A 24,353-nucleotide genomic window follows, 5' to 3' on the forward strand; every position below is an offset into this window, starting at 1 on the left:
GTCAACGACTGGCGAAAAATAGCAGGCGCTACTTCGTTTTTATACCGTGGTACTGCTCCTCTTCCTGATAATCGGTGCGGAGCGGATGACCTACCCAATCGGTAGGCAGCAGAATTCGGCGCAGATCAGGATGTCCCTCGAATCGAATACCCACTAAATCGAATGCTTCCCGCTCGTGCCAGTCGGCAGTGCGCCAGATCGACACGACGCTCGGCACGGAAGGCAGCTGACTACTCCCCGTATCGCGCGGCACAAAAACTTTCAGCATCAGATTGTGCTCGTAGGGTATAGATGTGAGGTTATAAACGACCTCCATCGTGTTGGCTTGCAAGCCGTTGTCGATGCCCGTAACGCAGGCCAGCAGATCAAAAAAGAGCCGTTCGTCGTCCCGCAGGAACTGGCAGATTGCTACCAGACGGTCAGCCGGAACGGTCAGATAAGGCTGAAGATTTTGGGTATTCGCCTGAATGGCGTCACCAAATTCAGCGGTAAGACTATCGGTTATTTCAAGAAAAGTCATGTTCGCTTCTAAGCCAGCCACGCCAGCCATTGCATCCAGTTTTCGATCCAGAACAAAAATTTCGTAGCAAATTTAGCCGCTGGTGCCGACGATGGTTCCAGCGTCAGGCTATTATTATTCAGGTCGGTGTCCATGTAGATTTTTTGCTTCGGGTCCACCTTAGCCCACAGCACGCGGGCGTTTTCGGTAAGCGTAAACTGACGCTGACGCGCTTTGCCGTCCCAAAACAGCATCATCTCCTTGCCGTTGTCGAAATGGACCAGCACATCAACCGGCATTTTGCCATCGCCGTTCCGCTGAACCGTGACGACGGCCTGGCGCTTTCCGTCGCGCAGGCGGTTTCGCAGGGCGATCAGTTCGTAATCGACTACGTTATCGCCATACAACACCTGGTCAAAAAACCAGTTCATGTCCGGGCCGTATTTTGTACCGAGCCCCTTCAAGACAATTTCGTTAACAATGGTCGTAAAGCTGTCGGCATTCGGATGTTTGAATTTCCAGCGATTGAAATACGTCTGCATGATCTCGTCCATCACCGGGCGACCAACTAACCCTTCCAACGTTTTCAGCCAGGTTGCGGTCTTTGAATACGTTAACACACCGTACTGACCATCGGGCAACTGCCAGGTGTTGCCAAACGACGAGCCGATACCCGGATTTTGCTGGTGTACGTAACTATCGCGCGACCCTTCCAGGTCGCCCTGCTTGTAGCCAAATAAGTCAAACTGCGACGACCGAACCCCGTACGTTTCGTCCATAATTCGGCCCTCGTAATACTGATTAAATCCTTCATCAAGCCAGGCTTCTTCGAACTCGTTCGATGCCAGGAGCTGCATAAAGTACTGGTGTCCAAACTCATGGACAGTCACTAATTCAGGGAAGCGGGCTCCGGCGGGTAAAAACCAGGCCGTTCCGGCGGTAATGAACGTGGGGTACTCCATACCAAACGACCCACTGGCGTGAAGAGGAGGATCAACGATAGTGAGATTGGGAAACGGGTATTTGCCCAGGTGCTTATCGAAATACGCCAAAGCCGCTTTAGCCGCATTCAGATGGCGCTGAGCCTGATGCCGATGTTCCGGTTGCATCACGAGTTCGATCTTGACCTCTCCACCCGATGGCCGCTTCCAACTATCGTTTACGACCTGAAAATGCGGGGAGGCCGTCCAGGCAAAATCAACCACATCTTCGGCATGATACCGAACCGTCTTCAATCCGTTCGGCGTAATTTTCTCGGACTGGAAAAGACCCGTAGCGCTGATCCAGTATTCTTTGGGCATCGTCATGGCTACGTCATAAACGCCATAGTCAGCGTAGAACTCCGAGTGGGCGTGAAACTGGTGACAGTTCCATTGGCCTTGCTTCGCGTAGCGCGTACCCGCCGGTTCGTACACCCCGATTTTGGGAAACCATTGTCCAACCAGAAAAAAATCACGGCTGAACCCCGTTCGGGCAAAGATCTTGGGCAGCTTGGCGCGGAAAGCGATGTCCAGCGTAATTGTCTCACCGGGTCCAACGGGTTTGCTCAGCGGTACCCGGATCACCGTGCGGTCGTCTTTGTTTGGTGATCCGGCATCCCGATCATCCGGCTGAATAAACTGGTAAGCCAGCGATTCCCCTTTTGTCTTCATCGACACGATCTCCGTGTAGCCGTACGGATTCTCTTTCGAATTGCGATCAATTGCGTCGCCCCGGAGCTGACCGCCGGATTCGCGCATAAACGTCGATTTCTCGTTGCGAAAGGCGTTCAGATACAGGTGAAACCGTAACTCACGAATGACATCGTTCGACGGATTTTTCCACGTCAACGTTTCGCGTCCGTCGAGCTTTTTGGTAACCGGGTCCAGTTTTACATCAATCCGGTAATTCGCCAGACGTGGGCTAAGTGGCGTCGCAAAAATAGGTTTTGACGTTTGAGCAAACCCATTTTGCATACTAATCCATACGGCTATAGCGGCTAAAAGTTGTTTCATGGAGCGAATAAGCCTGACTCAGTAACGAAACTCTTTGTCAGACTGTGTAGCGATGGTCAAATATACTGGTTAATTGCTCCCGGTCCTTAAACCCACTTCATGGTCTATCAGCCTTGTCCTAAAAAAGCGGTTGTTGTCGCTGTATTCAACTTCGTGTAACGAATCAATAACGTAAACACCCACTATGACAGGCCGTTAAAACCCGTCAGACAGCCAGGCATCTGCTAAAACCGTGATCATCCGTTCTATATCTGATCGCGTATATAAAAACTTTTCCTCGGTATTTCGTTACTTTGCTGCTGGTTTGCCAATCGGCCTAACGACTTGGTAGTCATGGCCGAAAAAATTGGCTTTTTTGGTGTTAACCCTTCTTATTTTCTGCGATGAGTACCATTCAAAGCATTCATGCCCGACAGATTCTGGATTCACGAGGCAACCCGACCGTTGAGGTAGACGTTCGGACAGAAAACGGATATCTTGGTCGCGCGGCTGTACCATCAGGCGCATCAACTGGCTCTCACGAAGCGGTTGAACTCCGCGACGACGATCCGAAAGTATACGTTGGCAAAGGCGTACTGAAAGCGGTATCGAACGTTAACGATCTTATTTTCCCTGAACTGGTTGGCATTTCGGTTTATGACCAAAGCATGATTGATAAAATTATGCTGGAGCTGGACGGTACGCCAAACAAAGGCCGTTTGGGTGCTAACGCCATTCTGGGTGTATCACTGGCCGTAGCTAAAGCGGCTGCCCAAGAAGCCGGTCTGCCCCTGTACCGCTACATCGGTGGTGTCAGCGCCAACACGCTGCCCGTACCCATGATGAACATCCTGAACGGTGGTTCACATGCCGATAACTCCATTGATTTCCAGGAATTCATGGTTATGCCTGCCAATGCACCCAGCTTCTCGGAAGCACTGCGTTGGGGTACCGAAATATTCCACACGCTGAAGAAAGTGCTGAAAGGCATGGGCTTAGCAACGAACGTGGGTGATGAAGGTGGTTTTGCACCAAACATCAAATCGAACGAAGAAGCGATTCAGACCATTCTGCAAGCCATCGAGAAAGCGGGCTACCGTCCGGGTGAAGACGTTTGGATTGCCATGGATGCTGCTTCGTCGGAGTTCTACAATGCCGAAGAAGGCGTTTACCACTTCAAAAAATCGACTGGCGATAAACTGACTTCGTCAGAAATGGCTGGCTACTGGAAAGAGTGGGTTAACAAATACCCCATTCTGTCTATCGAAGATGGTATGGCCGAAGACGATTGGAACGGCTGGAAAGCGCATACCGACGCGTTGAAAGGTACGAAAACCCAACTCGTTGGCGACGATCTGTTCGTAACTAATGTAACCCGTCTACAGGAAGGTATCGACCAAGGCATTGCCAACGCGATCCTGATCAAGGTTAACCAGATCGGTTCGTTGACCGAAACGATTGACACGGTGAATCTGGCGAAACGCAATTCGTACAAAAACATCATGTCGCACCGTTCGGGCGAAACCGAAGACGCAACCATCGCTGATTTGGCAGTTGCGCTCAACACGGGCCAGATCAAAACGGGTTCGGCGTCGCGTTCGGACCGGATGGCGAAATACAACCAACTGCTTCGCATCGAGGAAGAACTAGGCGAAACCGCTTACTTCCCAGGCAAGAAGTTGTAACGTTTTTTGTGGTGTCGGCGGGGCCACCTAGGCGGGGCCGCCCGTGCGGTCTAAGTACCCGACACTTTTTTACGTTTAAAAATGTCGGGTCATGCGATCCGTATTGTCCGAAACCTCCAGAATGAGTAATGTGCTGCTGGGCGCGTGAAGTGGGCGTGGAGTCGGTTTCTCAAAACCGACCCTTTGCGTCAGCAACCTGTGTCGGTTTTGAGAAACCGACTCCACGCTCACTTCACCTATCTCGGACAATACGGGTCCTTTGACTCGACACCACAAAAGCCATGCTCCAAAGAATCCTCTACTACTTACGCAATTTTTACGTCGCTACTGGTTTGGGATTACTGGTATGGATGACGTTTTTTGATGCCAATGACCTTCCTATGCAGATCCGTAACTGGTGGAAACTGCGCGAGCTGGAAGGAGAAGCGTCGTTTTACCAGACGCAGATTCAGAAAGTACAGACCGAACGGAAGGAAGTGCTGGGCAATGATCGGCTCCGCGAAAAGTACGCGCGGGAAAAGTACCTGATGAAAAAACCCAGCGAAGATATTTTCGTCATCGTAGACGACAAGAATGATCCAATTGAAAAATAGCCCGGTGGCCCGTGCAGGAAGTAAGGAACGTGTTCCGTGTACCGCGCTCACCGCTCTATGCTCCCTAGCCTATGATCAACGTTCTTTTCGTTTGTCTCGGTAACATCTGCCGGTCGCCCGTAGCCGAAGGTGTATTCAGAACATTAGTAGAAGAAAAAGGACTAAGCGACCAAATCCAGTGTGATTCAGCCGGAACCTCCTCGTATCATCTTGGTCAGCTACCCGATCGCCGTACGCGCGAAAATGCTTTAGAACACAATCTGACGCTTACCCATCGGGCCCGACGCCTGACTGGCGAAGATCTGGCTCAGTTCACGCACTTTGTTGCGATGGATGAGCAGAACCTCGAAGCCGTTGAGAAATTACATTACCGCAGCACCGGTCTTCCCAACAACGACACCATTTTTCTGCTGCGCGAGTTTGACCCGGATGTCAGCGACGATCCGAACGTGCCCGATCCTTATTACGAAGGTCCCGACGTTTTTGAAGACGTCTATCAGATCACATTGCGGTGTTGCCGCCAATTACTTTCCTACTTAATACAACAAGATAATCGTCAACTTTTGAGTGAGTAATCGACCGAAAAAATCGCTTGTTCACTCATTGGCTTATTTACATTATGAACAAAAAAGTCATTCTTGTTATCCTCGACGGCTGGGGCATTCCCCTGCGCCCCGAAGTTTCGGCCATTGAAGCGGCTAGTACACCGTTCATGAACTCGCTGTACCCAAAGTACGCACATAGCACTCTAGAAGCGTCGGGGCTGGCCGTTGGTCTGCCCGCCGGACAGATGGGTAACTCGGAAGTAGGACACATGAACCTCGGCGCGGGCCGAATCGTCTATCAGGATCTCGTCAAGGTAAACAAAGCCGTTGATGAACACACGCTGGACAATGAACCCGTACTGGTTGATGCGCTCAACTACGCCCAGACTCAGGGTAAAAAAGTGCACTTCATCGGTCTGGTTTCAGACGGTGGCGTTCATGCGCACATCAACCACGTGAAGGGCTTGTTATCCATTGCTCATGCGCGTGGGCTCACCGACGTGTTTGTTCATGCCTTTACAGACGGACGGGACACCGATCCCAAAGGGGGCGTTGCCTACCTGACGGATTTACAAGCGCACATGACGGCCACCACAGGGCACATTGCCAGCGTTACGGGTCGTTACTACGCGATGGACCGCGACAACCGGTGGGAGCGCGTCAAAGTAGCGTATGATGCGATGGTACTCGGTGTTGGTGTGCCGACCACCGATCCTATCGGCGCATTGCAGGCTTCGTATGATGCCGATGTTACCGATGAATTCGTCAAGCCGATTATTAACACAGATGCCGAAGGTACTCCTCTTGCGGTCATTGAAGAAGGTGACGTAGTGCTTTGTTTCAACTTCCGTACCGACCGGGGACGCGAAATTACCCAGGCCCTGACCCAGAAAGATTTTCCGGAATTGGGCATGAAGAAACTGGCGCTTCATTACATCACCATGACGAACTACGACAGCGAGTTTGAGGGTGTAAAAGTGATTTTCGACAAAGACAATCTGGAAAAAACGCTCGGTGAGGTCATCGCGGATGCGGGTCGCAAACAAATTCGGATTGCCGAAACCGAGAAATACCCGCACGTAACCTTCTTCTTTTCGGGTGGCCGCGAGGAACCCTTTACGGGTGAGAAACGGCTGTTGTGCCCATCGCCCAAAGAAATGACGGTGTACAGCGAAGAGGGTGTAGCCATGACCATTCCGGTGAAAACGTACGACCAGAAGCCTGAAATGGCTGCTTACGATATCCGCGACGCCATCATACCGGAATTACAGAACGAAGAAACGGATTTCGTTTGCCTGAATTTTGCCAACACTGATATGGTCGGCCATACGGGCGTGTTCGAAGCGGTTGTCAAAGCAGCGGAGACAGCTGATGCTTGTGCTCAAGCGGTTACCGAAGCCGCTCTGGAACACGGCTACACAACCATCATCATTGCCGACCACGGTAATGCTGAGTACATGGCTAACGAAGATGGTTCACCCAACACGGCCCACACGACCAATCTGGTTCCTTGTATTTTGGTCGATAAGGATTATCATCCGGTTTTAAATGATGGTAAACTCGCCGATATAGCACCAACGATTCTGCACCTGATGGGTATTCCTCAGCCGCCGGAAATGACGGGTGTTAGCCTGATTAACGAATAATATTTTCGCAAAACGAAAAGCCCCGCTCGACACCGAGCGGGGCTTTTCGTTTTGCATTAGTAGCTTACATATCCAGTAGCAAGCGGGATGGATCTTCGAGGATCTGTTTTACGCGAACCAGGAAGCTTACCGACTCTTTACCATCGATGATGCGGTGATCGTACGACAGTGCTACGTACATGATAGGCCGGATAACGATTTCGCCATTGACGACAACGGGCCGCTCAACAATGTTGTGCATACCCAGAATAGCCGACTGGGGCGCGTTGATGATCGGCGTTGACAGCATGGACCCAAATGTACCGCCATTGGTGATCGTAAACGTACCGCCGGTCATTTGCTCAATAGTCAACTTGTTGTCACGGGCTAAACCTGCCAGACGAACGATTTCTTTCTCGACCTGCGCGAAGCTCATCTGCTCGGCGTTCCGAATGACGGGAACGACAAGGCCCCGGTCGGTTGACACAGCGATGGAAATATCACAGAAATCGTTGTAAACGATGCTGTCTCCGTCGATCTGGGCGTTCACGGCTGGGAAGTCTTTCAACGCTGCGCAGACCGCTTTGGCGAAGAACGACATAAAGCCAAGCCCTACGCCATGCTTCTCCTTGAACTTATCTTTGTATTTGTTCCGCAGGTCCATCACCGGTTTCATGTCTACCTCGTTGAAGGTAGTCAGCATAGCCGTTTCGTTTTTCACGGCTACCAACCGACGGGCAATAGTCCGGCGGAGCGAGGTCATTTTTTCGCGACGCTGATTGCGGCTACCGGCAACCGGAGCACTAGCCGCCGGAGCGGGTGCTGGTGCCGCTGGCTTCGGTGCTGCGGGTTGTGGAGCTGGCTGAGCCGGAGCAGGTGATGCTTTCATTGCATCCTCCTTAGTGATCCGACCACCGACACCCGTTCCTTGTACTTGCTGAGCATTAACGCCTTTCTCGTCCAGAATCTTAGCCGCAGCAGGCGACGGATAATTGGCCGCATAGCCGTTCTGACCGTTGCTGGCAGGCTCTGCGGATTTTTCTTGAGAAGCCGGTTGAGCCGGAGCAGGCTGTGGTGATCCTGCGGGTTGAGCAGCCGCTGTTCCGGTTTCGATTTTAGCGATCAAAGCGCCGATTGCCAGGGTTTCACCCGCCTGGGCAACGATGCGAAGCGTTCCAGCGGCTTCGGCGGGAAGCTCAAACGTAGCTTTGTCCGATTCGAGTTCGCACAGTACTTCGTCGAGGGCTACCTGATCCCCATCTTTCTTACTCCAAGAGGCAATTGTAACTTCCGTAACTGACTCACCAACGGCCGGGACTTTCATTTCGATTACACTACCACCCGTAGCAACAGCAGCCGCAGCAGGTTCAGCCACAGGCTGTAAAGCAGGAGCGGATTCGGCGACCGGTGCCGCCTGTTCAGCGGGTTTCGGCGCTTCGGCTTTGGCGGGTTCGGACGATGGCGATGCAGCAGGAGCACTACCGTCACCGTCGATTGTGCAGATACTGGCACCAATTGGCAGAACGTCTCCTTCCTGCGCTAAGATGTGCAGAATACCATCAGCTTCGGCTGTCAACTCAAATGTAGCTTTGTCGGAATCGAGTCCACACAGAACATCGTCCATTTTTACGTGGTCACCTTCCTTTTTGTACCAGGTGCCAACTGTAACTTCGGTAATGGATTCCCCCACGGGAGGAATTTTCATGTCAACGGCCATTTTTTTCTAGTTTTCAGTCTTGGGTCCTCAGTTTTCAGTTCTTGCAGCAATGATTCACCCAAAAACTGAAAACTAAAAACCGAAAACTTTATTTATTCAAAAGCTCTCCGAACGATATCGGCTTGTTCCTGCGTGTGTATTTTGGGATAACCCGTAGCCGGTGAAGCCGCAGCCTTACGCGAGATGATGGGTAGATTCATCCCTACCCGCAGCAGGTAAGTCCAGTAGCCCATGTTTTCGGGTTCTTCCTGTACCCAGAACACTTCAGCGGATTTATACTGCTCCAAAATAGCGTCCAGTTGCTTTTTAGGCAGCGGAGCCAGTTGCTCGAGTCGAACAATCGCTACGTCGTCACGCTGATCGGCCTGTTGCTTATCGAGCAGATCATAGTAGACTTTACCGGTACATAACAGCACTCGTTTTACTTTTTCGGCCTGTGCATAGTTATCATCGAGCACCTCCTGGAAGCTTCCTTTGGTCAACTCTTCCAGCGGGGAAACACATTTTGGATGACGCAGCAACGACTTAGGCGACATCACCACCAGTGGCTTACGGAACGGCCAAGCCAGTTGCCGACGCAGCAGGTGGAAGAAGTTGGCTGGTGTTGAAATATTGGCAACGACCATGTTGTACTCCGCATAGAGCTGAAGATAACGTTCAGGCCGGGCGTTCGAGTGTTCAGGTCCCTGTCCTTCGTAACCGTGTGGCAAGAGCAACGTTACACCGTTCTCAATGCCCCACTTCGATTCAGCAGCTGCGATAAACTGGTCGATGATCAACTGAGCACCGTTCGAGAAATCCCCGAACTGCGCTTCCCAGATAACCAGCGCGTGCGGGTTCGCCATGGCATAACCATATTCAAAACCCAGTACGCCGTATTCCGACAGCAGTGAGTTGTAGATCTGGAATTTCTGTTGACCGTCCCGGATAAAATCAAGCGATGAATACGACTGGTTCGTTTCCGAATCGTGTAATACTGCATGACGGTGCGAGAATGTACCCCGCTGCACATCCTGACCGCTCAGTCGAACGGGTTTACCATCCAGCAACAGCGACCCGTAAGCCAGCAGTTCGGCGGTGCCCCAGTTCACCATTTTGGTGTCATTGAGCATCGTCTGCCGATCTTTCAGCAGTTTATCAATTTGCTTAAGCGGCTTGAACCCTTCCGGAATTTTGACGAGCGCTTTACCAACTTCCGACAGCACTTCAGGCGAAACACCCGTTTCGGGCGACTGATCAAAATCAGCGGGTTCGCTGAAACGCAGTTCTGCCCAGTCGAGGTCGAGCCGCAGTGGTTTGTACGGAATCTCAGCTTTTTGCTTCACGCGGTCGAGCCGATCCTGCAACTGCTGCTTGAATTCGGTATCCATGCGTTGCGCCAGTTCAGCGTCTACGTCGCCCCGCTCAATCAGCAGGTCTTTGTACAGTTCGCGTGGGTTGGCGTGCTTATCGATGATGTTGTACATCGTCGGCTGCGTAAACTTGGGTTCATCTGATTCGTTATGGCCATACCGACGGTAGCAAACCATGTCGATGAACACGTCCCGATTGAATTTCTCACGGAACTCAACCGCTAGTTTAGCGCAGAAAATAACCGCTTCCGGATTATCGCCATTTACGTGGAAAACCGGTGCGTCGATAATCTTGGCAATGTCCGAGCAATAGATCGATGACCGAGCATCATCGAAGTCGGTTGTAAAGCCAATCTGGTTATTAATGACAAAGTGAACCGTACCACCGGTTTGGTAACCCGGCAGCTTAGCCATTTGCGTAACTTCATAGACGATCCCCTGCCCTGCCACCGCAGCGTCGCCGTGAATCAGGATTGGCATGATCTTTCTGAAGTCACCATTGTATTCTTCGTCGGCCTGCGCCCGCACAAATCCTTCAACTACGGGGTTTACAGCCTCCAGGTGTGACGGGTTCGGTGCAAGTTTTACGCTGATCTGTTTACCCGATTTGGTTTCGATCAGGCTTGAATAACCCAAGTGGTATTTTACGTCGCCGTCGCCGTGAACCTGCTCAGGCACGTTTCCTTCGAAACCGTCAAAGATCGATTCGTAGGATTTACCCAGGATATTGGCCAGCACGTTCAGCCGTCCGCGGTGCGCCATACCGATCATCACTTCTTCCACGCCCATATCGGCGGCTTGACTGATGATGGTATCCAACGCCGGAATGGTCACTTCCCCTCCCTCCAGCGAAAAGCGCTTCTGTCCGAGGTATTTCGTTGCCAGAAAGTTCTCGAAGACGGTCGCTTCATTCAACTTCTCGAAAATACGCTTCTTCTCGTCGTTTGATGGCGTAAAGACCAGCGCTTCTTTTTCGATTTTGTTCCGTAGCCAGTTTTTAACGTCCAGCTCACGGATAAACATGTATTCGAAACCGATATCACCGGCATATACCTTCCGAAGCGATTCCATGATGACCCGTAAAGTAGCGGGTCCAATGCCAAGCAATTTACCTGACTCGAATACCGTATCCAGGTCTGCTTCCGACAAGGCGTAATCGGGCAGATCGACCCGTGGCTGACGGTCTTTGCGCTCTTTGAGCGGGTTGGTTTTGGCTAACAGGTGACCGCGAGACCGGTAGGCTTTGATCAGACTGGCAACCGAAACTTCTTTTTCGGCATGACTTGCATCAACCGGTTTTGTCGAAGCGCCAGCTTGAGCAGCCCCATTACCGTTGGTCGAAGCGCCGTTGGTTTTACCATTGGTTCCTTTGGCATTTTCGCCGTAGGTCAATGAAAATTCGAATCCTTTGAAAAATTGTTGCCAGCTTTCGTCAACTGATTGAGGGTCTTGTTTATAAGACTGATACAGTTGGTCTACGTAAGCCGCGTCGGAATTAGCGATATATGAATACTGGTCCATGACGGGGGCGCGTCGTTGTTTTGACCCGCAAAGGTAAGCTATCAACCAAACACTTGGTCCTAAAATTTTTGGTTTTTATTCTATACCTATACTGGAAACGACGCCCTTATTCCAATAACAGCATTAATTGCGGTTTAGTTGACCCCTCTCTATACCAACGGACCTATGTAAACGGTGTCACCGGATAAAACATCGTGTTTGTAGGTACGAACCGATCGAGTTAAAAATACTTATTTGATTTCCTGACATAATTCGATCAGGACGCCATTTGTCCCTTTGGGATGCAAGAAACAGACTAGTTTGTTGTCGGCTCCAGGCTTGGGCGTCTCGTTTAGCACCGTAAACCCTTCTCGCTGTAAGCGATCCATCTCGGTCCGTATATCGTCAACTTCGAAGGCAATGTGGTGAATACCCTCGCCCTTTTTCTCCAGAAATTTGGCGATTGGACTTGTGGGGTTTATGGCTTCAAGCAGCTCTATTTTTGTCTGATTGACCTGAAAGAATGTGGTTGTCACGCCTTCTGCTTCAACCGTTTCGGATTTATACGGCTGAACGTTCAGCAGTTTGGCAAATAGCGCATTGGACGCGGCAATATCGCGGACCGCAATACCGATGTGTTCGACGTTGGTTAGCATCGTTATGGATCAATTGACAGACTAACGGGGTAAGCAGAACTTTTCCGATTGGCAGAAAGTTAATAGAATAGCATTAATTCGCGTCAAATTCGATTCCATTACGACTATGGTTACTGTCTCAGAAATCGCCAAAGATAAAATCATTGAACTCCGTCAGAAAGACGGCCTCACCGACAGTTACGCAATCCGAGTGGGTGTTCAGGGCGGAGGCTGTTCGGGCCTGATGTACGATCTACAGTTCGACGCTACACAGCAACCAACCGACCATGTCGTTGAAGATAAAGGCATTAAGATTCTGGTCGACCGCAAAAGCCTGCTTTACCTGGCGGGTACCGAACTCGACTTTTCGGACGGTCTGAACGGAAAAGGTTTTCAGTTTAAAAATCCGAATGCGTCACGTACCTGCGGTTGTGGCGAAAGTTTTGCCGTTTAACAGGTTCTGACAGTATCGTTTATTCGAAAGACCGCCTGACCAAGCGGTCTTTTTCGTTTACCCGCTTTCTGTCTACTGCCTTCCGTTCGTTACAGTTCTGATCTGACCATCTTTGCCCCGGCAACCATGTTGGCTAGTTTTTGCTTGGCTGCCCAGCGGGCCGTCTGGCTAAGCCCGCAATCGGGAGCAACGGCCAGTTTTTCGGCGGGTACATAAGGTAAACATTTTCGAATCCGTTCGGCTACGTCGTCGGGCGTTTCGATGTAGTAGCTTTTTACGTCGATCACGCCGACGGCCACATCAACTTTTTCGGCAAACCGTTCGAGCAGATTGACCTCGGCAAAATTCAGGATCGTCATTTCAGAATGAATCTCATCGACGGTCATATCCAGAAAGTCAGGGAGCATGGGCGCGATGGTCTTTTTACCCACCGAACGCCCTTTGTAGTTGCCGAAACAGAGGTGCATCGACAAGCGGGTTTTGCCAACTCCCGGCGCAACGGTCCGATTAAAAATATCGACAAACCGCCGGGTATCTTCGCGGTACGCGTAACACGACATGGACGGCTCATCGACGCAGATTTCCGGGACACCCAGCGCTACCAGATCAGCGATCTCCTTGTTTACCAGAGGTAATAAGGCTTCGGTCACTTCCCACCGGTCTTTGTATAAAGTACCCGGCAATAATCGACCGCTGAGCGTATACGGACCCGGAATCGAAACTTTTAGTCCTTGTCCGTTGGGAGCGATTCGTTTTAACCGCAGGTATTCTTCCACTACGCCCAGTCCGTTGGGAGCCGTCAGCGGTTCCAGAATGTTGTGCTTGCCCCGCTGATCGTGAGCGGGTGGACCAAACCGCCGAAGTTCCGTTTCGTTATTCTGGATACCGTTGATGTAGCCATAGAACGACAGGTTGAAATCGAAGCGGGTTTGCTCACCGTCGGAAATAACGTCCAGGCCAGCCGCCACCTGATCGTGAACGGCAGTCACAACCGCATCGTCAATCATTTCGTTGATGTCCGCAGGACCAAACTGCGCGAGGTGCTGACTGGAAAATTCCAGCCAACCCGGAAACGGCATAGAGCCAACAACCGTAGTTTTGATGGGAACAGGCTGCACGTTGGTAGAGGGTTAGTAAACTGATCAAATCAGGTTAAGGCAAAGCCCTGTTTCATCTACTGTCTGACCGGGTCAGCGTCTTTAGACTATGTATTCCCACCAAAGCATGTTTTCTACCCGGTCGAATAAAGAAAAACCGTTCTTTTCCAGCACCTTCTGCGAAGCTACATTTTCAACGTCGGTATCGGCCACAACGCGATGAACTCCCGGTTGCTGCCCAACCCAGTTGACCAGACCACCCACCATTTCGCTCATGTAGCCGTTTCGCCAAAGCGCCGGGTACGTGCCGTAGCCAATCTCTACCGTGCCCGTTTCATCAGGCTCACCTTTAAATTTCGCTTCGGCCACGAACTGCTGCTTATCACGATCGATTGCCAGCCACATGGTATGGTAAAGCGGGTCGTTCGACGGATCTTTCAGGCGGGGAACGGTGAAGTGTGTGATGATACTCAGCAAAGGCTCAGTCACTTCCCGATGTCCTTTTTTCAGTCCCAACGTCTTTTCCAACTGGTACCGATCAGCAAGGTGCAGTCGAATTTGATCAAGCGTCAGAGGGATAATTGTCAGGCGCGACGTTTCAATCATAAGTCTTGTGTATTCTCTTGGCTAACGTAACTGGGGATGCCCACCTGCTGGTATAGTTTTGCCAGTCGGTGCGCGTGCTCATCGTAGGCCGATTCGAACAGATCAACTGCTCGTTCGGCACCCACTACCACGCCCGCACTAAGCACTTTTGGCGGACGACCGGCCTCCGTTAGCAGTCGCGCAACTTCGGCCTTAAGGCTATTTACCACAACGGCTCCGCCAACTGTACTGCCGGGCGCAACCGGCGTGTCTAATTCGGGTATGGTTAGCATGGCGTCGCCAACGGGTGCGCCTGTATCCAGAATCAGATCGGCGAAGTCCCCTAATTTTTTTCTATCGGCGCGTTTGCTTGTGCTTTGTTCGGAGTGCTCTTTGGTAATCAGCGCCACCACTTTCACACCCTGCCGCTGAAACAGTTCGGCCATTTCGATAGGAACAACGTTACAGCCCGACGACGATATAATCAGAGCGGAATCCTGCCTGGTCAGCGCAAAGTTACGAAGGATACGGTCGGCCAGACCCGGAACGTTTTCCAGGAACATCGCCTGCCGCTGCCCGTTGGCTCCTACGACCAGATTGTGGAACGTTAGCGAGAGTTCGACGATGGGGTTAAAACCGGGAAACGAACCGTATCGAGGCCACATTTCTTCGACCATGATCCGGCTGTGACCTGATCCGAACACATGCACCATTCGGCCCGCCAGAATCGTATCGGCAAACCACTGAGCCGCCTGCTGAATATGGGGAGTCTGGGCTTCGATACTGTCCAGCATCTGGCGGCACTTCGCAATATATTGTTGAGTCATTGATCGGCAGAAATCCAACTAAACTGGTGAAATAGAACGTTGAATGGCAAAACTCGCGGCCCCAATCGCACCCGCCATATCGCCAAATTGGGCAATCTTTAGGGGCGTAGCCTGACCACCGGGCCGCCATTCGTACAAAGTCATAAACTCAGCCAGGGGCCGCATCAAATCCTCTTCAGCTTGCGTAATGCCTCCCCCCAGCACGACCAGGTCTGGCGAGAAACCGTTGATCAGCGAACTCACTCCTATAGCTAGCTTCCGAACAGACGACAGCCATACCCACTGCGCCACGTAATCACCCTGTTTGTACGCTTCCAGCAGTTGATAGGTCGATGTAAACCGACCCATTGACCGCTTCTCGATGGTACAGTTGCCAATGGCATTTTCCAGGCTGCCCGGCATACCCGTTACGTCTGAAACGCTCTCGCCATCGACGGCAATGTGACCAACACTACCCGCCTTCTGAAAATTGCCCTGGTACAAGCGACCATCGATCAGAATACCGCCCCCAACCCCCGTGCCGAGCGTCAGCATCACGACCTGACGATACCCCTTGGCAACCCCGAACCGACTTTCGGCCAGCAATGCCGCGTGAGCATCGTTGACGACGTGAACGTCATCATTCAGAAAACTTCCCCAATGAAAGCCTTCCAGACCACTTAGCCGTCCCGGCATGAACGCGATGTACTGATTGGTTTCGTCGGGCAGCCCCGGCGCTGATAATCCGGTAGCCGTTACGTTGTCCGGGGACAACTTTCGTAAGTCGGCCACGGTTTCGGCAACGGCCTGTTTCCAGTCCTTTTCACCATTGGTCGGATGGTATAGTTGTTTGACGATTTCGCCCGTTTCACTATTCATTAAAACGCCTTTGATCCAGGTACCGCCAAGGTCAATGCCGATTGCGTTCATCTGTCTAAACGATGCTTTAGGTGACGGGTCAATTAGCTTGTTTTTACGTTATTGAATTAGGCGAATTATCTGAATCCAGGTCTAAACCTGACCTTCACTCACGCTCCATCCGCCGTCGACTGTCAGGACCTGTCCGGTAGTAAAAGCCGAATAATCGGACATAAAGTACACAGCGGCTCCGTCCAGGTCGGTAGGCTGACCAATTCGACCGCCATCCAAGGGTTGTTTAGTACGAGTAAAGGACATGATCGCATCGTTGGTCGTTGCCCGCTGCGACATGGGTGTTTCAACTAGCGCCGGAGCCAGTACGTTGACGCGAATGTTGTCGTTGGCGTAATAGGCCGCTACGGATTTTGTAAAGCCAATCACGCCCGATTTTACGGCGGCATACGCGTGCGTAGCAAAATACGTTGGTGACGGACTCGACCCCAGCACAGACCCCATGTTCAGAATCGTGCCGCCCGTACACTGCGCCCGGAACGCCCGAACAGCCGCCTGATTCGACAGCATCAATGAGGTGAGATTGATATTGATGGTATAATTCCAGCCTTCAGGCGTAATCTCGTGAAGCGGCCCGTCGCCGAACCGTCGGCCACTACCGCCCGCTACGTGAAATAAACCGTCGAAGCCACCAAAAATCTGCTGGCAGAGGGCAATGGCTTTGGGAGCCGTTTGCGGATCGGAGGCATCCCCCGACATCGCCAGTCCATTTCCATCAAGTTGTTGCTCGGCAGTAGCACAGCTTTCAGCATTTCGCCCAACGACAACCACCTGCGCTCCCTCGCGCACAAACGCCAAAGCCGCTGACAAACCCATGCCTGTCGTCCCTCCAATCACCACTATCTTTTTCGATTCTAACCACATTCCAATTCCTGATAATTGTTTCGACTAAACTCAACGGATTACGGAGCCAATATAGGGTAATTGGGTTTGTAACTACTGTTTTTTTTGACAGGATTAACAGGATTTACAAGATAGCGAGTCCGAAAACTACGCTCAGTATTATAGCTATCGGGCGAGTTCTACTTTACAATAAAGACGGGCGTATACGCCAAAATCCTGTCAATCCTGTTAATCCTGTCGAAAAACCAATCATTACACAATGTCCCGTTCGCTGATTTTTCCGGTTTGTTTGTCTTTCAGGATTACTTTATGGCGACCGTCGTGGGTAACTTCTTCTTTGATCAGGTAGTACTGCTCGTCGTAATCGACCAGCGTGGTTTGCTGCGTCAGCCCTTCCTGACCACGCCAGACCGGAAGAATTACTTTCTCCCATTGCTTTGTTTCGGCTGACCGATAAGCAGCGTCCAGCACGGCGTTGACGATATAGCCATCGTAGAAGGTTTCGGCGGGTTCACGCCCTTCTTCCTGGGACAGAAACATGTCGGTAAACATATGATTGTAACCCAGATCGTTTACTTCATCGCCCACCGGAAACAACCAGCCCGTAGTCGATTCGGCTTTTTCGGCCACATAATCCGCGCCTTTCCCGGTGGTGAACATCTCAAAGCCCGTTCGCAAAAAGTTATTGATCCAGATCGTGCCTTCGGTACCCATCACTTCGTCGCGCAGGTCCATGCCGCCCCGGAAGGTCCAGCTTACCTCGAACTGGCCGATGGCTCCATTTTCGTATTTCACCAGCGCAATGGCGTGATCCTCGGCATCGATTGGTTTAACCTGCGTGGCAGCCCAGCACATCACTTCCACTGGCTTTACATCCTTACCGATAAAGTTGCGGGCGATTTCAACGCAGTGACATCCCAAATCGAGCATACAACCGCCACCGGCCTGTTCCTTATCCCAGAACCAATCGGAGTGCGGACCGGGGTGCGTTTCGCGCGACTTCGCCCAGAGGATTCGACCCAACGCCCCATTTTTGACGCTGTCTAGCGCTTTCAAAAACTTTGGCGTGTAGCACAGATCTTCGAGATAACCGGCAAAAATACCCGCTTCTTCGACCGTTTGCATCATCCGGAAGGCTTCTTCCGCATTGCGACCCAGGGGTTTTGTACACACCACCGATTTCTTATGTTTTGCACAGAGATTGACCGCCGTCTCGTGAAGATTGTTGGGCAGCGCAATACAGACCATATCGACATCAGGATGTGCAACTACTTCTTCCATATCTGTCGAAGCAAAATCACAGCCGTAATCCTGGGCGAACTTGCTGGCGGTTTCCTCCCGACGAGCGTAGATGGCTACTACCTTGTCGCGGCTGCGTTGTCCGTGAATCGAGTCGGCGTAGAAGCGGCCAATGAAGCCACCACCGAGCATGGCAATACGTTGCATAAATGGGTTCAGGTAAATGGTTAATCCGTACTTTCGCAAAAGGTAAGATCCTCCGCTGATTACTTTGCTCAATGGCCCACTTTTTCGACATCAACACGATTTTTTTTACAATCTGGGGTTACTCCATGAGTTACCTTGAGTTTTTCGGGGCCGTCACGGGCGCTGTAGCCGTCTGGTTATCAGCCCAGGCGAACGTGTGGAGCTGGCCTATCGGAGCCGTTAGCGTCTTTTTATTTTTCTTTCTTTTTTATCAGGTTCAGCTGTACCCTGACATGTTTTTGCAGGTATTTTTCTTTGTAACAAACCTACAGGGTTGGTGGCGCTGGACGCATCCTAAGCAGAATGAAGCAACGAGTAGCCATGAACTACGAATCAGCCGGATACCCACTCGACAGCTCGTTGTCTGGACCCTGTCCGGCCTGGTGGCCACACTAGTCCTTGGCACCTTTGCCAGTAATCTGCACGAATGGTTTCCGGTGCTCTTCAGTAAGCCAAGTGCGTTTCCTTACTTAGATTCGTTTACCACTGTCATGAGCATTGTCGCCACGTTTCTGATGATTGAGAAGCGGGTCGAATGCTGGTACGTTTGGCTTGTCGTGGACGCTATCCTGACGTACATGTATTTCGTAAAAGGCGTCAAATTCGTTGGCGTTGAGTACTTTGTGTTTTGCTTTATCGCGGCCGTGGGTGCCTGGCACTGGACACGCGAGTACCGGAGTTACCCAGCGCAGCGGGTCGTTCAACACCAGTAAGCATCGTCGTTCCAACGGTTACGTACGCGGTCGGGTCTTGCTACCAAACGCTAGATTCATTCATCGATGAAACAGCTCTCAGCAGTACTTCTACTTTTTACGGTTTTAGCCTGCTCGAAGTCAGACCAGGACGTTAAGGCTAACCGACTGGTAGGTACGTGGCAGTTGACCACCTACTGTCGGCCAACGGGTAGCGCTTCCTGTACGGCGGTCAGTGTCCCTACAGACAAGGGGGTTTACATTACGTTCGATAAGGATGGTGGATTCAATGAATTCTACGAAAACACCAAGCCCATTGACTACAGCTTTTTAGGCTGCGGCATGGGTAACTATACCATCGAAGGGGACGACGTTCGAATCATGGCGGTCTGTATGTCATCCATGCAGGGGCGATTAATGAAAATAGTTTCGGTAGCGAATAACCAGCTAATCATTAACCCGTACGGAACCGGCGAATACGTTTTTGTTGAACGACGCTGACCACATTCGCCACGAATGAGTAAACCGATCTATCAGAACGAACTAACGTTTATTATTCGGTAAATGTAGTGTTACCTGCTTCATTAAATCGGCATAAAGTAGTGTCTTACTCGGCGAATTAAATAGCATTTTTTCTAGACATAACTATAAAACTAAAAGCAAACAATGTAATTTTTTGAAGAATATTAGCGCTTAAGAGTTTGATAACTATGATCTTACTTTTTTTTCAATATAATTTTGCACTGTAAATCAAATAATTAACCACTATGGCGATTGCCAAACAATTTCTCAAAAGCAAGCCTATCGCAAAAGTTACGTTTGAGTTGCCGGCTGAGGCTGTCAACGGTGCAAAAACGGTCGCTCTGGCCGGTGAATTCAATGACTGGGACGTCACAACGCAGGTCTTGAAAAAACAAAAAGATGGTTCGTACAAAACCACAGTTGAACTGCCAGTTGGTGGCGAATACCAATATCGCTACGTGTTAGATGGTACAACCTGGACAAACGATTGGGCCGCTGATAAATATGTTGCTAGTGGCGTTGCGGGTGAAGAAAATTCGGTTGTCGTTCTGTAAGCCAGATCAACCCTTCAGTAGCTCAGAAAAGGATATTAAAAGCAAATAACCCGACTAGGTGACCGGGTTATTTGCTTTCTGGTCTGTGAGACCAATCTATGTGCTTACACGGTAAAGCTATCGGATTCTACGTACGCTTTAATTAACGCCACTTCGCCTTCTTTGCCCTTCTGCGATTTGCCGTGTTCCATACCAAAAATAAAGTCCTTCCCGGTTTGTTTTTGCTTTTGGTAGATGTACTTGAACACGTTTTTGTAATTGATTTCGCCCGTTGTTGGCTCGTTCCGGCCGGGGTTATCACCGATCTGAAAATAGCCGATCTCGCTCCAGCACCAGTCGATATGCGGAAGAATATGCCCTTCGTTTTTCTGCATGTGATAAATGTCAAACAGAATTTTGCAGGAAGGACTATTAACCGCCCGGCAGATTTCGTAGGTCTGGTCCGATGTTCGTAAGAACAGATTAGGCGTATCGCTGAGTGGTTCCAGTACCATTGTCACACCAGCCGGAGCCAGAATGTCGGCTCCCCGGCGCAAGGCATCAATCACGTGACCGGTTTGAATACCAATGGGCAGATTCCGTTCGAAGTCACCCGGCACAACGGTCGTGAACTTACCGTTGATGCGCTTGGCGGTCTCTACCGCTTTCCGGCAGCCATTCAGGAAAATGTCGATGTACTCCTGCTTACCGGCGGCCAGCGTGTTTTGTGAGTTACCGCCTTTATCCAGAACAAATACACCCATCGTCATGCCCAGACGCGCCATCTCCTCACCTATCTTGGTTTGTTGCGCCGGGTCACGTCCCATCATGCCGTTATCTTCCAGGGCGGTAAAGCCCATGTCGGCCATAAACTTCAGCTGATCGATAGGGTCTTTTCCGGCGCTGTTTTCAAACATGCCGAAGTGGGGCGCGTATTTGAGCTTGAAAGTATTTTTAGCCAGAAAGTTAGGTTGCGAGTGCCAGTTGGTTGTGAACGCTTCACCGGAAGCGGTAGCACCGGCTAAGCCTACTGTCGATTTTACAAAATTGCGTCGTTGCATAGTTGTTGTAGTCAGAACGGTAATTACGTCGATTTAAGAATCCGTCGCCCCGCTTATTTCTTTTTCAAACTCGTTAAATACGCGACAAGGTCTACTAGTTCCTGCGTGCTCATGGCTTCCTGAAGGCCCGATGGCATCATCGACGCGTCCATTTTTTTCATAGACATCACATCGGCCATTTTGTAATTCTGCACAACACCGCCCGGAAATTTCATCTGCAAATCCGTTTCGGTTTTACTGGAAATAATACCCGACATGGTGCTGCCGTCTTTGAATTTCACCTCCCACCCTTCGAAGCCGAAACTGATCCCAGCGTCGGGGTGTAAGATCGCCAGATATTGACCTTCTTTGGGTAGCTTGGAACCGATCTCGGAAAGTTTAGGCCCGAAATCCATGCCTTCTCCGTTGACCTGATGACAGATTGAGCAGTTGTTTTTGAAGACCATGACGCCTTTTGCGGCATCGCCGTTCATCGCCATCAGTTCGTTCATACCGGGCAATTTTTTACCTTCGGCGCTTTGTCCACCGTCCAGAAAGCTAGCCGCTTGCTGACGAATATTTTTGCGCCAGTCGTTGCTTACCCCTTGTACAGCAGCTTTTTTGTAATCGCCTTTGATGTCTCCTGATTTCAGCAGAGCAACCACCATATCGGCTCCGTCCATGCTGCCGCCCAACGCACGGGTAGCGGTCATTCGCAGTGATGATGGGCGCTTTTCGTCCAGCGCCACCAGTTTAAGAATCTCCAGCGATTCTTTATTACCCACGCGTTGCAAAGCCGTCACCATCTGCGAGGCATCGTCGGCATTGGTGCTGTTGATGCTGTTCCAGATCAACGCACTCCCATTTTGCTTAATCAACTGCCGAACGGCATCCCGGCCCAGTGCATCGTTGTATTTGCTGAGCGCCAGCTGACTTAATTTCGCATTCTCTGAAACGGGTTCGTAGCGCGTCACCAGCTCGATGTATTCAGGCGTTCCGTATACATCCGTCAGCAGCTTGTTCAAAGCACTCGTCGCGACGGGCGAACTTTTCACAAAAGCGGGATCGAGGTGGCGCAGTACCAGCTTGGTCACGTCCATTGAACCGCTATTGGCCTGCAAGATTCCCAGCAAGGCAGCTGATTTTTCGCTCGCGCCCGGATTGAAATCAAACGCCCGGAAATAACGCAACCGCTGATTCAGATCCGTTCCACCGTCGCCGGCCAGTTTAGCCAGCAGGGGCACCGATTCTTTCGTGCGGGCTCGCCACACAATGTCACGGCTCGGCGCATTGGCTAACACGTCATTGCCTTGCTGCTTCATCCAGGCGGTAAAATAACTGTCCCAACTGCCATCGGCTCCGATACCGAGCGCTTCCAAGTACCAGCGGTCTTTGCCATCGTACTTACTCGCCAACTGGGCCCACAGACCCGGCGCTTCGGGCGAAGGCGGTCCGGCGTTCTGGTTCCGGCGAAGCGCAAGGGCACATTCCCGGCGCACCTGTGCATCAGGGTCGTTGACCAGTTGTTTTACGTACGGAATAATGTCTGTTTTGAGTTGGCGGGCCGCCCGTAACGCCGTAATGCGGACATCAGGATTATCACTTTTGAGCGCCGTTTCCAGGTATTTAGATCCTTTGTCCAGTTTACTCAGCAGCCACAAGGCCCGAGCCTGCATCCGGGGATTGGTAGCCGTTTTGTACAATTTTGCCAATGCCTTCTCGGCCTTGGGACCTGACTCGCGCAGTTTCTGCCATCCGGCGTAGCGAATCGACATGTTCGGGCTTTGCAACGCTTCGATAGCGCCATCGATCGTCGAAACGTCAACCTTCGGCATTTTGTACGGCGAGTTGGGCGGAGCTACCCGGTAGACCCGGCCCCGATTCTGATCCCCCGCCTGGTGACCACCGACACCGGGGTCGTACCAGTCAGCAATGATCAGCGAACCATCAGGAGCCACGCATACGTCAGCCGGGCGAAACCACTGATCGCGAGCGCCTTCCAGCACGTTTACGATATCCGCTTTATACCCTGCGCCATCTTTCTGAACCGTGTACGACCGCACCACATTCGGCCCTGCATCGCAGTGAATGATCTGATTCCGAAATACGTCGGGCAGTAAGTTTCCTTCGTAAACGATGATGCCCGTTGGTGAACCCGCACCCGTCTGCAATAGATTCGGGACAACGCCGGGATCGTTGAGGTGCCAGTGCCGCCGGGGGATTTCGGGTTCGATGTTTTCCCGGTTGGCCTGCCAGCCCGCGCCCGTCATTTCGTCGGTGTACCCGTAGTTACCATACTCCATGACGTAATTGATCCGAACGCCTTTGTTACCATCGTCATCGTTGTCCGACTGCCAGAGCGTTCCGTAGGAGTCAACCGCTACTTCGTAGTTGTTCCGGAAGTTTTGACCAAGCAGCTCTACGTTTTTGCCATCGGGATCGCAGCGGAATACCATGCCCTGCTTGAAATTCTGCTTATTGATGGGTTTTCTGGTGGCAATGTCAATGACGGGCTTGCCGTCTTTATCCAACAGCTGTTGGCCTTCGTTACCGAAATTGAAGTACCACTTCCCATCGGGACCAAACACAAATGTGTGCATCCCGTGGTCGTGCTGTTCACCCCCGATTCCGCTGAACAGCAATTCTTTTTTGTCGGCTTTATCATCGCCGTTCTCGTCGGTCAGTACCCACACGTTCGGGCTATCGGCAACGATCACTTTGTTGCCCTGCACCCAAATACCCAGGGGTGACTCGATGCTTGGGTCCTGATAAAACACTTTGGTGATGTCGGCTTTACCGTCGCCGTTCTGGTCTTCCAGAATAACGATCCGGTCGCCTTCCTTGCGCGTCGGATTGCCGTTGATAGCCGGACGGTAGTTGTACGCTTCGCACACCCAAACTCGCCCTTTGGCGTCAACGTCAATATCGGTTGGGTTACTCAGCATCGGTTCGGCGGCAAACAGCGTCGCTTCCAATCCAGAAGCGACGTTCAAACTGCCGACTGCGTATTTGGGATCGTGCTTGTCATCATCGTTGAGCCCGGCAAACAAACGGGTCAGGTAACGCTCCGAAGCGGCATTAAGGTTGGTGTTCTGGTAAGCGCCTACAAGCGTTGCACCGACAACCAGACCAGCGGAAGAAAGGGCTACAGCCCGGCGGGAAAGTCGGGAGCGCTTAGCCGAACGAAAAAGATTCATAAATCAGAACAGGCTAAAAGATTGGGGGGTAAGGCGTAAAAACGG

At 51.3% G+C, this 24,353-nt stretch carries 21 protein-coding genes; 8 read left to right on the plus strand and 13 right to left on the minus strand.

Annotation, left to right across the window (positions count from 1 at the left end):
* Positions 1–28: 28 nt before the first annotated feature.
* The gene (locus LQ777_RS17275) at positions 29–520 is read right to left on the minus strand and encodes an NADH-quinone oxidoreductase subunit C (RefSeq protein WP_232559183.1); all 492 of its coding nucleotides are present in this window, start codon (positions 518–520) and stop codon (positions 29–31) included.
* A gap of 8 nt (positions 521–528) precedes the next feature.
* Positions 529–2,493 carry a M1 family metallopeptidase gene (locus tag LQ777_RS17280; protein WP_232559184.1) on the minus strand — a complete coding sequence of 655 codons (1,965 nt, stop codon included), beginning with the start codon at positions 2,491–2,493 and terminating at the stop codon, positions 529–531.
* A gap of 383 nt (positions 2,494–2,876) precedes the next feature.
* Between LQ777_RS17280 and eno the strand changes: the two genes are divergently transcribed.
* The 4 genes from eno to gpmI all read left to right on the plus strand — a co-directional run bounded on the left by eno (position 2,877) and on the right by gpmI (position 6,941).
* The gene (gene eno / locus LQ777_RS17285; protein ID WP_232559185.1) at positions 2,877–4,157 is read left to right on the plus strand and encodes a phosphopyruvate hydratase; all 1,281 of its coding nucleotides are present in this window, start codon (positions 2,877–2,879) and stop codon (positions 4,155–4,157) included.
* A 281-nt stretch (positions 4,158–4,438) separates the two neighbouring features.
* Positions 4,439–4,750, plus strand: a complete 312-nt coding sequence (locus tag LQ777_RS17290) for an FtsB family cell division protein (RefSeq protein ID WP_232559186.1) — start codon at positions 4,439–4,441, stop codon at positions 4,748–4,750.
* Positions 4,751–4,821: 71 nt separating this feature from the next.
* Positions 4,822–5,325, plus strand: coding sequence for a low molecular weight protein-tyrosine-phosphatase (locus tag LQ777_RS17295; protein WP_232559187.1), 504 nt, complete (start codon positions 4,822–4,824; stop codon positions 5,323–5,325).
* 44 nt (positions 5,326–5,369) lie between these two features.
* Positions 5,370–6,941, plus strand: a complete 1,572-nt coding sequence (gene gpmI, locus LQ777_RS17300; protein WP_232559188.1) for a 2,3-bisphosphoglycerate-independent phosphoglycerate mutase — start codon at positions 5,370–5,372, stop codon at positions 6,939–6,941.
* A gap of 64 nt (positions 6,942–7,005) precedes the next feature.
* Here gpmI and odhB read toward each other — a convergent pair whose 3' ends face one another.
* The 3 genes from odhB to mce all read right to left on the minus strand — a co-directional run bounded on the left by odhB (position 7,006) and on the right by mce (position 12,145).
* On the minus strand, positions 7,006–8,637 hold the full coding sequence (gene odhB, locus LQ777_RS17305) for a 2-oxoglutarate dehydrogenase complex dihydrolipoyllysine-residue succinyltransferase (protein WP_232559189.1): 1,632 nt from the start codon (positions 8,635–8,637) through the stop codon (positions 7,006–7,008).
* 92 nt (positions 8,638–8,729) lie between these two features.
* Positions 8,730–11,510 (minus strand): 2-oxoglutarate dehydrogenase E1 component, encoded by a 2,781-nt coding sequence (locus LQ777_RS17310; protein WP_232559190.1) that lies wholly within the window; start codon positions 11,508–11,510, stop codon positions 8,730–8,732.
* A 230-nt stretch (positions 11,511–11,740) separates the two neighbouring features.
* Positions 11,741–12,145 carry a methylmalonyl-CoA epimerase gene (mce, locus tag LQ777_RS17315; RefSeq protein ID WP_232559191.1) on the minus strand — a complete coding sequence of 135 codons (405 nt, stop codon included), beginning with the start codon at positions 12,143–12,145 and terminating at the stop codon, positions 11,741–11,743.
* Positions 12,146–12,251: 106 nt separating this feature from the next.
* Here mce and LQ777_RS17320 point away from each other — a divergent pair, with 106 nt between their 5' ends.
* Positions 12,252–12,578 carry a HesB/IscA family protein gene (locus LQ777_RS17320; RefSeq protein WP_232559192.1) on the plus strand — a complete coding sequence of 109 codons (327 nt, stop codon included), beginning with the start codon at positions 12,252–12,254 and terminating at the stop codon, positions 12,576–12,578.
* Positions 12,579–12,667: 89 nt separating this feature from the next.
* On the opposite strand, the gene LQ777_RS17325 is transcribed toward LQ777_RS17320, so the two are convergent.
* From LQ777_RS17325 to LQ777_RS17350, 6 genes are all read right to left on the minus strand, one after another.
* Positions 12,668–13,696 carry a methionine synthase gene (locus LQ777_RS17325; RefSeq protein WP_232559193.1) on the minus strand — a complete coding sequence of 343 codons (1,029 nt, stop codon included), beginning with the start codon at positions 13,694–13,696 and terminating at the stop codon, positions 12,668–12,670.
* An 81-nt stretch (positions 13,697–13,777) separates the two neighbouring features.
* On the minus strand, positions 13,778–14,281 hold the full coding sequence (locus LQ777_RS17330) for a GNAT family N-acetyltransferase (RefSeq protein WP_232559194.1): 504 nt from the start codon (positions 14,279–14,281) through the stop codon (positions 13,778–13,780).
* A complete protein-coding gene (locus LQ777_RS17335; protein ID WP_232559195.1) occupies positions 14,278–15,087 on the minus strand; it encodes a sugar isomerase domain-containing protein in 810 nt (269 codons plus the stop codon). The genes LQ777_RS17330 and LQ777_RS17335 overlap by 4 nt, the downstream gene beginning before the upstream one ends.
* Before the next feature lie 18 nt (positions 15,088–15,105).
* Entirely contained in the window at positions 15,106–15,996 is an 891-nt protein-coding gene (locus LQ777_RS17340) for an ROK family protein (protein ID WP_232559196.1), read from the minus strand.
* Between the two features lie 81 nt (positions 15,997–16,077).
* On the minus strand, positions 16,078–16,860 hold the full coding sequence (locus tag LQ777_RS17345) for an SDR family NAD(P)-dependent oxidoreductase (RefSeq protein ID WP_232559197.1): 783 nt from the start codon (positions 16,858–16,860) through the stop codon (positions 16,078–16,080).
* Between the two features lie 231 nt (positions 16,861–17,091).
* Complete coding sequence (locus LQ777_RS17350; RefSeq protein ID WP_232559198.1) at positions 17,092–18,285, minus strand: Gfo/Idh/MocA family protein; 1,194 nt, start codon at positions 18,283–18,285, stop codon at positions 17,092–17,094.
* A gap of 71 nt (positions 18,286–18,356) precedes the next feature.
* Between LQ777_RS17350 and pnuC the strand changes: the two genes are divergently transcribed.
* The 3 genes from pnuC to LQ777_RS17365 all read left to right on the plus strand — a co-directional run bounded on the left by pnuC (position 18,357) and on the right by LQ777_RS17365 (position 20,092).
* Complete coding sequence (gene pnuC / locus LQ777_RS17355) at positions 18,357–19,037, plus strand: nicotinamide riboside transporter PnuC (protein WP_232559199.1); 681 nt, start codon at positions 18,357–18,359, stop codon at positions 19,035–19,037.
* A 66-nt stretch (positions 19,038–19,103) separates the two neighbouring features.
* Complete coding sequence (locus tag LQ777_RS17360) at positions 19,104–19,517, plus strand: lipocalin-like domain-containing protein (RefSeq protein WP_232559200.1); 414 nt, start codon at positions 19,104–19,106, stop codon at positions 19,515–19,517.
* A 266-nt stretch (positions 19,518–19,783) separates the two neighbouring features.
* Entirely contained in the window at positions 19,784–20,092 is a 309-nt protein-coding gene (locus tag LQ777_RS17365; protein WP_232559201.1) for an isoamylase early set domain-containing protein, read from the plus strand.
* A gap of 104 nt (positions 20,093–20,196) precedes the next feature.
* Here LQ777_RS17365 and LQ777_RS17370 read toward each other — a convergent pair whose 3' ends face one another.
* Both LQ777_RS17370 and LQ777_RS17375 read right to left on the minus strand, forming a co-directional pair.
* Positions 20,197–21,132, minus strand: a complete 936-nt coding sequence (locus LQ777_RS17370) for a hydroxypyruvate isomerase family protein (protein WP_232559202.1) — start codon at positions 21,130–21,132, stop codon at positions 20,197–20,199.
* 53 nt (positions 21,133–21,185) lie between these two features.
* Positions 21,186–24,308, minus strand: coding sequence for a PVC-type heme-binding CxxCH protein (locus LQ777_RS17375; RefSeq protein ID WP_232559203.1), 3,123 nt, complete (start codon positions 24,306–24,308; stop codon positions 21,186–21,188).
* Between the last annotated feature and the right edge of the window lie 45 nt (positions 24,309–24,353).

This window comes from Spirosoma oryzicola (assembly GCF_021233055.1).
Classification (GTDB): domain Bacteria; phylum Bacteroidota; class Bacteroidia; order Cytophagales; family Spirosomataceae; genus Spirosoma; species Spirosoma oryzicola.

What these genes read in the sequence shown, in the direction of transcription:
- LQ777_RS17335 (WP_232559195.1), bottom strand. Translation starts at nt 15,087, where the DNA reads ATGACTCAACAATATATTGCGAAGTGCCGCCAGATGCTGGACAGTATC.
- odhB (WP_232559189.1), bottom strand. Translation starts at nt 8,637, where the DNA reads ATGGCCGTTGACATGAAAATTCCTCCCGTGGGGGAATCCATTACCGAA.
- LQ777_RS17375 (WP_232559203.1), bottom strand. Translation starts at nt 24,308, where the DNA reads ATGAATCTTTTTCGTTCGGCTAAGCGCTCCCGACTTTCCCGCCGGGCT.
- mce (WP_232559191.1), bottom strand. Translation starts at nt 12,145, where the DNA reads ATGCTAACCAACGTCGAACACATCGGTATTGCGGTCCGCGATATTGCC.
- LQ777_RS17295 (WP_232559187.1), top strand. Translation starts at nt 4,822, where the DNA reads ATGATCAACGTTCTTTTCGTTTGTCTCGGTAACATCTGCCGGTCGCCC.
- LQ777_RS17330 (WP_232559194.1), bottom strand. Translation starts at nt 14,281, where the DNA reads ATGATTGAAACGTCGCGCCTGACAATTATCCCTCTGACGCTTGATCAA.
- LQ777_RS17365 (WP_232559201.1), top strand. Translation starts at nt 19,784, where the DNA reads ATGGCGATTGCCAAACAATTTCTCAAAAGCAAGCCTATCGCAAAAGTT.
- eno (WP_232559185.1), top strand. Translation starts at nt 2,877, where the DNA reads ATGAGTACCATTCAAAGCATTCATGCCCGACAGATTCTGGATTCACGA.
- LQ777_RS17360 (WP_232559200.1), top strand. Translation starts at nt 19,104, where the DNA reads ATGAAACAGCTCTCAGCAGTACTTCTACTTTTTACGGTTTTAGCCTGC.
- LQ777_RS17320 (WP_232559192.1), top strand. Translation starts at nt 12,252, where the DNA reads ATGGTTACTGTCTCAGAAATCGCCAAAGATAAAATCATTGAACTCCGT.
- LQ777_RS17350 (WP_232559198.1), bottom strand. Translation starts at nt 18,285, where the DNA reads ATGCAACGTATTGCCATGCTCGGTGGTGGCTTCATTGGCCGCTTCTAC.
- pnuC (WP_232559199.1), top strand. Translation starts at nt 18,357, where the DNA reads ATGGCCCACTTTTTCGACATCAACACGATTTTTTTTACAATCTGGGGT.
- LQ777_RS17290 (WP_232559186.1), top strand. Translation starts at nt 4,439, where the DNA reads ATGCTCCAAAGAATCCTCTACTACTTACGCAATTTTTACGTCGCTACT.
- LQ777_RS17280 (WP_232559184.1), bottom strand. Translation starts at nt 2,493, where the DNA reads ATGAAACAACTTTTAGCCGCTATAGCCGTATGGATTAGTATGCAAAAT.
- LQ777_RS17310 (WP_232559190.1), bottom strand. Translation starts at nt 11,510, where the DNA reads ATGGACCAGTATTCATATATCGCTAATTCCGACGCGGCTTACGTAGAC.
- gpmI (WP_232559188.1), top strand. Translation starts at nt 5,370, where the DNA reads ATGAACAAAAAAGTCATTCTTGTTATCCTCGACGGCTGGGGCATTCCC.
- LQ777_RS17275 (WP_232559183.1), bottom strand. Translation starts at nt 520, where the DNA reads ATGACTTTTCTTGAAATAACCGATAGTCTTACCGCTGAATTTGGTGAC.
- LQ777_RS17345 (WP_232559197.1), bottom strand. Translation starts at nt 16,860, where the DNA reads ATGTGGTTAGAATCGAAAAAGATAGTGGTGATTGGAGGGACGACAGGC.
- LQ777_RS17340 (WP_232559196.1), bottom strand. Translation starts at nt 15,996, where the DNA reads ATGAACGCAATCGGCATTGACCTTGGCGGTACCTGGATCAAAGGCGTT.
- LQ777_RS17370 (WP_232559202.1), bottom strand. Translation starts at nt 21,132, where the DNA reads ATGCAACGACGCAATTTTGTAAAATCGACAGTAGGCTTAGCCGGTGCT.